Here is a 7,910-nt window from a genome sequence, read left to right as displayed (position 1 = left end):
AACCCATAAAACTTTCGAACCGCCGTATACGGAACCGTACGTACGGTGGTGGGAGAGGTCGACTAGTCAATTAATGGCTAGTCTCCTACTCGATTCTTCACCAATCGGGCGTTTACGGGCAGTTAACTTCCCATAACTTTTTTGCTTCCGTTTAATCTCGAGGTTGTACCCGATGCTTCTCTTTCGGTACACAATTACTGCCCGTTAATGCGGGGTAAAGTGATTGAATGTAACCAGTTCTTTGAAAGGGCTGGTTATTTTTCATTCGGAGTGTCAATCAAAGGATATACTTGTGATTTTTGAAAGGACTTGTCGCTTCGCGGGTATTTACACAGATTGCGCGGGTATTTGTCTCCAATTCGCGGGTATTTTAACCGATATCGCGGGTATTTTGCCTTCAAGCGCGGGTATTTCTGAAGTGCATTAAAGTTGATTGAGATTTTTCAGACTATTGGCTGTTCTCAAGCTATATTTTACAATTATACAATGATTGAAAAGGAGGAAAATACCTATGAGACAACAATGGTCAGATGAATTACAGGTGGCACAGGTGCGCGTTGCTAGGCCAACTGATAAATTAAAGGAAATTGAAGAATTCTATTGCGAAGGCGTGGGGTTAGAAAAAATCGGCTCTTTTTCAGGACATCGAGGCTACAATGGTATCATGATTGGCCTTCCGAATGCTGACTATCATTTAGAATTTACAGAGCATATTGAAGGAAGCCCTTGCCCAGCACCAACAAAGGATAACCTGCTCGTATTGTATATTCCAAATCGTTCAACCATACAACGTATTGCGGAACGATTATTGCAAATGGGCTACCCTGATGTAGAGCCAGAAAATCAATATTGGGCTGAAAAAGGTGTCACAATTGAAGATCCTGATGGCTGGCGTCTTGTATTGATGAACACAGAGGGTATTTAAATAGATAAACGGACGAGCTTACGTTTTTATACCCAGTATGGTATTTTGTTGCGGCCTTTAATATTGAAAGATGGAAAGGCAACTGGCAAAAAAACTTTTGTCTGAAGCAATTAGTAAATAAAAAACGATACCCTTCGTTATACATGGAGGGGTATCGTTATTGAGATGTTCTATTGTCCTAAAGCAGCATTTTGATGATAATGAGTAGCAATGGATTCAATATCTAGCTGGGTATAGTTTGCCCAATTAGCCTTTCTAAAATCTTCTTCACTAAAGTAAATATTCAAAAGCTCTGTCATAGATTTATCCCCATTATGTGCCGTTAACGGGGCATACCAATTAATAGCTGGAGTTTTAACACTTTTTAGCTTAGATAGCTCTGCAAATATTTTAGTGGAATCCTTCAGCATTTGACTTTTCATACCTTTTTTCACATCTGTATCTTGAATGGAGATTGATACCGTACCATTCTTTTCTTCAACAGTGAATTTATTTTTAACGATAGCTCCTACTATATCTTCAACGGAAGTATTTTTATCGACAGCAACTTCCTTTGGAGCGGTATTTTTTCCGCAAGCTGATAATAAAAGTGTGGCTAATAAAAACAAATAAAATAACTTCTTCAATGTAATAACCTCCCTTGTTACTACCATATATGCGCAAAATGGAGGTGAATTATACAAAAAGAAGGAAGGTAATAAAAAAATCAATTATGCCCCGGCATAATTGCGTCCGGAATCGGCTTTGTGCTTAGGCATGCACGAGGGCCGACACGATGTCGGTCATTTCGGTGATGCCACAGGACGTGGCGTTTTTACCGATGCAGGTCAGTTAGCCGTTATCGCATGGATGCGATGATTTTAGGCTAACATCCTTTATGAACTCCTTTCCGATTTCCGTGACATCCGCCGGAGGCTTTAGGCCAACACAACGTTGGTCACTCAGGCGTTTTCACAGGATGTGAAGTTCTTAGCCTGAGTTCCTCTTTTCAGCGGATGTTTGGACACCCGATGAAAAGTAACTTAAACCCGCATTCATCTCACCACCTATAGAGGTGGAGACTTCTGTAACCGTCGTTTCACTTTCGCTACAGAAAATAATTGCTGAAAGAAGTTAAATTACAATGGAGTTACATAAATCTGTTTTTCAGTTGGATCCCAGAGGACAATCCCAATATCTTGGTTTTGATCTATAATACGAATAGAAATTGGAATATAATCAAATAAAATAGTATTCAATTTAGTACTAGTCAACTGTAAAAGACCTATCAATTCAGTATCATTTATTAAAGGCACATTAACATCTATTTTTAATTCAGTTAAATTCCCGTTTTCATATCGAAGTTTACCAACTATTTTAGGATTTAAATGTTTAAAGCTTTCTTGAATATCTTCTTTAAAAATTAATAATTTACTATAAGTATCTTTGTCTAAACTATAAAGTGAATCTGAAGGGAATGTATAATTTTTTATATCTATACCAGTCCATTTATCTATTTTACCCTCTCCTTCAGGAATAAATGTTTGAGCTAAAAATATTCCTGGAATTATATCGTTTTTATTGGATTCTTGATATAAAGTTAAATAAATAGGGATATTAGGAATTTTATTATCATTTCTTATATTTTCTATTATAGTTCCGGCTATTTCCTTACCGTAATTTTCTACGTCGTTAACATTATCTTCGTTCGTATCGACTTTAACTTGATCTGTATAAGTTAAGCCTTTATCGTCATGTACTCTAATGTCATAAAATTCATTTAAGGATATGGCTAAAGACATTCCTTCTACTTTTCCGTTTTCTTTGTTAACAAAATTTTGTTCTAAGACATGAGATAATATTTTAGGATTATTTTTTTCATCCTCTAAAACATCTCCAGTACTTTTTTTTATAGGTGGGTTTAAACCAAAACCTTCTTTTGATTTTCTATCTAACCATTTATTTATAATTTTACCATCTAAATATTGACCTTCCTGCATATAAAACTTCTTTGTAGGAAAGTGATTGACTGATAAATCCATTAATCCTATTTCAATTTCACTGACGTTTAATGAATTGTTCATATTACTAAGTATCAACCCTCTTGAAACATTAGATTTTGCAGGTTGTTTAATTTCATATATTTCCTTTTGTTGAATTGATGATGCATACATTTTCTCATCATTTTTAATAGCTTGATCATCGTCACTACAAGAAGCTAAAAGAAATAGCGGTGATAGAAAAAACAACATCCTCTTCTTTATATTCATTTAATATACTCCTTACTGATTCTTATATAATTAATCGCGTATCAAAAGTTACGATAACTTCAGTTCTTTTTATGTATGTAATATATATCTTTATATTTCCATTTTAAGTGAGATTTTGGTAAAAGTATATAATGAAAAAACAGATAATCGACATAATCATCTGTTTCAGTACGTCATAAAATCAAAACTCACCTTACACTCTAATTTTTTATTAATCAAAAATTATCGGAGGCATCGGAAAAATGAATTTTTTAGAGTTTAAAAACTGTCTTTTGATAATAAGTGAAATAATTTATTTTAAGCATTAAATTTTATACAGAAATTGAAATGCTAATACCTAAATCCTTATATATTGAATAATCATAAAAAGGTTTCGTGGGTGAATGGGTAGATTAAAGGTCACTTTATAGTAGGTAAATTGATTATTGGTATTTTCATGTAAAATAATTCGGATTTATGGACAGCAATTTATCCTTATAAATCAGTATAATTTGAATAAAGTTTACAAAAACTTGTAGTAAGCTGAGGCCATCATTTATGATGGTCTTTTTTTATAAAACGATGATTTTGTAATCGTTTACTTTCTGGCATAGTTTTTTTCTTTTAACTATTGAATTGATAGTGAAAACAATGTATAGTGAAGTTATTTGTCTGACGTCTGACTATCTACGTATTTTCAGTTTTAAGATCTATGGTTGTTATTCAAGTTTCAATAATGGAACATAATGAGCAAAAGAGGGATTTGTAGTTTCAGATATCGAACGCCCAAAATTATCAATATATTTATGGAGGAACTCATGAGATACTTAATATCCGTTTGTGGATTGCTACTTGTTTTTGGTTTAGCTCTGTTAATGAGTAAAAACAAAAGAGAAATAAAATATAAAAACATAATTATTATGTTAATCATCCAATTTATACTTGCAGCATTACTACTAAATACAAAATTTGGTTATGTTCTAATCAAAGGTTTTACAAAAGTATTTGATCATTTATTGTCTTACGCAAGTACAGGCATAACTTTTGTTTTTGGTGGTTTAGCGAATAAAGGAGAGTATTCCTTCTTCCTAAATGTGTTATTACCAATTATTTTTATATCTGTATTGATAGGGATCTTACAGCATTTTAAAATTCTTCCTTTCATCATGAAATGGATAGGTTTACTTTTAAGTAAAGTAAGTGGTATGGGGAAATTAGAATCATATAATGCTGTTGCTTCTGCAATGGTAGGTCAATCTGAAGTATTCATTACTGTAAAAAAACAATTAGATAAGATTAGCCCACAGCGAATGTATACATTATGCGCGTCAGCAATGTCGACCGTTTCTATGTCAGTTGTTGGAGCATATATGACTATGATTGAACCAAAATATGTTGTAACGGCGATTGTGTTGAACTTGTTTGGTGGATTTATTATTGTTTCGATCATTAATCCGTATACAGTAGAAGAAAGCGAAGATATTTTAAAAATTGAAGATGAGCATAAGCAATCTTTCTTCCAAATGCTCGGAGAATACATCATGGATGGATTTAAAGTAGCCATCATTGTTGGCGCTATGCTTATCGGTTTCGTAGCATTAATGGATTTAATCAATTCACTATTTGATATGATTTTCGGTACATCCTTCCAAGACATTTTAGGTTATATCTTTGCACCAATAGCATTCCTAATGGGTGTACCGTGGGCAGATGCTATTACTGCTGGAGGAATTATGGCAACAAAATTAGTAACGAATGAATTTGTTGCGATGATAAGCCTTGGAGAAGTAGCTAAGTCTATGAGTGCACATACACTGGCTATTATTTCAGTCTTTCTTGTATCCTTTGCAAACTTTTCATCTATCGGTATTATTGCCGGAGCAGTAAAAGGTTTGAATGAAAAGCAGGGGAATGTAGTTGCTCGTTTTGGCTTAAAGTTGTTGTATGGAGCTACGCTCGTTAGTATCTTAACGGCCACAATTGTTGGTTTCGTTATTTAATTTATAAAAAAAGAAGCAGTTGACTGCACTCCAATTGATAGACACATCTATTGGAGTGCAGTTTTTTTATGATTAAAGTGTGTGGTTATTTGCACTTCATTTAAGTGACTTAGAAAATTACAAAGACCACCGTTGTTATGATAGTCTTTTTGTTGGAGAGGTTGTACCTTTTCTAACAAAATGAATAAAAATGAGTAGTATTAGTTGAAATAGTGCAACAATCAAAAATACAATACCCAAAACAATGAATGAGACCATTCTAACTTCAGGAGTTTGAACTACCCCTGCATAATCAACTTCTCTTACTCCAATAAATATGGCCCCAGCAGCAAAAATGAATAGCCATACAATATTTATAGCCCACCATATTTTCATACTCAAAATAAATATCTCCTTTCTATTCATAATTGTATTTGGTTTACTACCATAACTTTACGCTCCTTAATAAACGTCATCCATACTTTTGGCGATGAATCTTAATGCTCCGATAAATGTTTTTTAATTGTAACACTTTTCCTTTTTACTGGAAACGAACTTTAGGTGGTGCTGCCTCTCAGCCTTAAGACTGATTTCCTTATAATTTACAAAAATAAATGACGAATTAAATATGAACAAAAAAACAGACAACAAATATTAGCTCATTTTGATTAAAAAAAATCACCCTCCAATAATGGAGAGTGATTCGTTCTAAAGCCTTGTGGCTGTATGATTAAAATGTCAGATGAGTGAAAAGAAATTGATTTAGATGTGTATATTCCCCGTATTAAAAGGCAAGGGATAGCATTTATCAGAGAAAGAGTATAAAAGCGGCCACAGGAGACACATAGGGCGCATATCAATCCTCCCTGACATCTACGATTTATTAAACAACATTTCTCCATTAAAAAAAGCGCCAGCTAACCGCAGTTAACCAACGCCTTATTTATTATTGTTAAGAAGGTTTTATTTCCATTCCTTCTTTATCTTTGAATTTGCCGATAATAATCATAATAAAATCGATCAATGTCCAGATACCTAGTCCACCCAAAGTTATAATCATTAAAATACCAGTACCTATTTTACCTGCGTAGAAGCGATGTATTCCTAGACTACCTAAAAAGAAACATAGTAAAATCATTACTATATAGTTTTTTTCTGAAGTTTGTTGTTGCATTTTTATCAATCACCTTTCTTTATGTAGTAATAATTAACTACATTTCCATTCAAAAGTCTATCATTCTTTTACGCTTTTCTCTACTTGAAATAAGTGCCAACCATAGTTAACCAGAGTGTTATTCATTGCTGTTTATTAGGTACGGAAAATTTGCCGATAACAATCATAAACCAGTCGATATTGACCAATATTTTGCTACTCGTGAACCAATCGGTGAAGTGTTATCGGGAGAAGCGTTAGCTAAAGCAGCAATTAAGTATATGGAAGAGTTAACTAGTAAAATTTCTCTTGAAGAAGAAGCTGCATTTAGAAAAGAAATGTTAGAATTGAGAGGCAAAAGAGGAAAATAATATTAGGTGAGCATCGTATAATTGCAATGCAAGGATTACTTAATGATGAATTTTAATAAAATGAAAAAAGTAAATGTGTTTCATAATGTATTTGCTTTTTCTTTTGTAAATATTGTAATTAAATATAAGTATCTTGATTAGATATAAACCATAGAGTAAAAACCGTAGAATATTTAATTCTCTCAACAATTTCTCGCTTTTTCCCCATAACAAAAAATCTCCCATAGTTTTCACTATGAGAGAAATGCTTCAAAGCCTTGTGGCTGTATGATTAAATTAAAAAGCCGCGTATGCCGTAGTTATTATAGAAAGTTTTAAACCACCACTCCTCAAAGTGGGTGTTCGCAGAAGCTTTCCTGCTTATCCTCATGCACCTTGGTGTGAGGCCCGTCATTCCAACTCCAATAATAAAACTCCCTTTTACAGCTTAAAGGTTAAAACTTAATATTATACGAACAATGCAGCCTTTAAGGATATAATAAGGCATGTTAAACGATCTTGCAAGTAAGATGGTTTGTACAAAAAAGTCAATGGGCAAGTGTCCCAAATCATACTTATCCAGAATGAAATATCTCCAAAAGCATAAAACAGATTCAAACATTTTTCACAAATACGAACGAAAAATACGAACATCCTTTACTTAATAGTACGAAGTATGTAAAGATAGGAGAATATATAGGGTTTACCTAGCAAAACAGTATAGGGAGGAAGCGGAAATGGCAGCTTATCCAAATTGTCCGAAATGTAATTCTGAATACACATATGAGGATGGATCGAACTTTGTATGTCCAGAATGTGCGCATGAGTGGAGCACTGATGTAACGGAGCAGGAGACAGATACGTTAATCGTAAAGGATGCTCATGGCAATCTACTTGCAGACGGTGATTCAGTTACAATTATTAAGGATTTGAAGGTTAAGGGTAGTTCTTCAACATTAAAAATTGGGACAAAGGTGAAAAGTATTCGTCTCGTTGAAGGCGATCACAATATTGATTGTAAAATCGATGGCTTTGGTGCAATGAAATTAAAGTCTGAGTTCGTAAAAAAAGCATAAGTAAAAAAGAGTCGTGAAAATGAAGCACCCAACTAGGAAATGATGTTGGGAAGCTATTCAAAAAAACGACTCTTTTTTTATTTTTATTCAGTAGGTGTCTAAACACCTACTGAATAAAAATAAAGCCTCCGGCGGATGTCACGGATTTTGAAAGGAATGAATTGTGTGGGCACAATTCAAAATCCGGACGCAATTACGC

The 7,910-nt window shown here is 33.7% G+C and carries 8 protein-coding genes and 1 other RNA gene; 4 read left to right on the top strand and 5 right to left on the bottom strand.

The genetic code is table 11. From position 1 onward, the window contains the following. The first annotated feature begins 511 nt into the window (after positions 1-511). Positions 512-925, top strand: coding sequence for a VOC family protein (locus tag ABH968_RS25290; RefSeq protein WP_370048469.1), 414 nt, complete (start codon positions 512-514; stop codon positions 923-925). A gap of 170 nt (positions 926-1,095) precedes the next feature. On the opposite strand, the gene ABH968_RS25285 is transcribed toward ABH968_RS25290, so the two are convergent. Further along, positions 1,096-1,551 (bottom strand): hypothetical protein, encoded by a 456-nt coding sequence (locus ABH968_RS25285; protein ID WP_370048468.1) that lies wholly within the window; start codon positions 1,549-1,551, stop codon positions 1,096-1,098. A gap of 492 nt (positions 1,552-2,043) precedes the next feature. After that, positions 2,044-3,174: a CamS family sex pheromone protein gene (locus tag ABH968_RS25280; protein WP_370048466.1), complete on the bottom strand. Its 1,131-nt coding sequence runs from the start codon at positions 3,172-3,174 to the stop codon at positions 2,044-2,046. A gap of 797 nt (positions 3,175-3,971) precedes the next feature. On the opposite strand from ABH968_RS25280, the gene ABH968_RS25275 reads away from it, so the two are divergent. Beyond that, positions 3,972-5,153 carry a NupC/NupG family nucleoside CNT transporter gene (locus tag ABH968_RS25275; protein ID WP_370048464.1) on the top strand — a complete coding sequence of 394 codons (1,182 nt, stop codon included), beginning with the start codon at positions 3,972-3,974 and terminating at the stop codon, positions 5,151-5,153. A 135-nt stretch (positions 5,154-5,288) separates the two neighbouring features. Here ABH968_RS25275 and ABH968_RS25270 read toward each other — a convergent pair whose 3' ends face one another. Continuing rightward, positions 5,289-5,528, bottom strand: coding sequence for a DUF3923 family protein (locus ABH968_RS25270; RefSeq protein WP_370048473.1), 240 nt, complete (start codon positions 5,526-5,528; stop codon positions 5,289-5,291). A 556-nt stretch (positions 5,529-6,084) separates the two neighbouring features. Continuing rightward, positions 6,085-6,306: a TM2 domain-containing protein gene (locus ABH968_RS25265; protein WP_370048462.1), complete on the bottom strand. Its 222-nt coding sequence runs from the start codon at positions 6,304-6,306 to the stop codon at positions 6,085-6,087. Between the two features lie 125 nt (positions 6,307-6,431). Here ABH968_RS25265 and ABH968_RS25260 point away from each other — a divergent pair, with 125 nt between their 5' ends. Beyond that, positions 6,432-6,656 carry a hypothetical protein gene (locus ABH968_RS25260; RefSeq protein WP_370048460.1) on the top strand — a complete coding sequence of 75 codons (225 nt, stop codon included), beginning with the start codon at positions 6,432-6,434 and terminating at the stop codon, positions 6,654-6,656. A 277-nt stretch (positions 6,657-6,933) separates the two neighbouring features. Here ABH968_RS25260 and ssrS read toward each other — a convergent pair. Next, positions 6,934-7,126: non-coding RNA, 6S RNA (gene ssrS, locus ABH968_RS25255), on the bottom strand. Positions 7,127-7,372: 246 nt separating this feature from the next. Between ssrS and ABH968_RS25250 the strand changes: the two genes are divergently transcribed. Next, a complete protein-coding gene (locus tag ABH968_RS25250) occupies positions 7,373-7,711 on the top strand; it encodes a zinc ribbon domain-containing protein YjdM (protein WP_370048458.1) in 339 nt (112 codons plus the stop codon). Positions 7,712-7,910: the final 199 nt, after the last annotated feature.

Source organism: Lysinibacillus sp. RC79, from assembly GCF_041262405.1.
GTDB lineage: Bacteria > Bacillota > Bacilli > Bacillales_A > Planococcaceae > Lysinibacillus.
The sequence above is the reverse complement of the archived record's forward strand: the minus strand, read 5'-3'. Positions and strand labels throughout refer to the sequence as shown.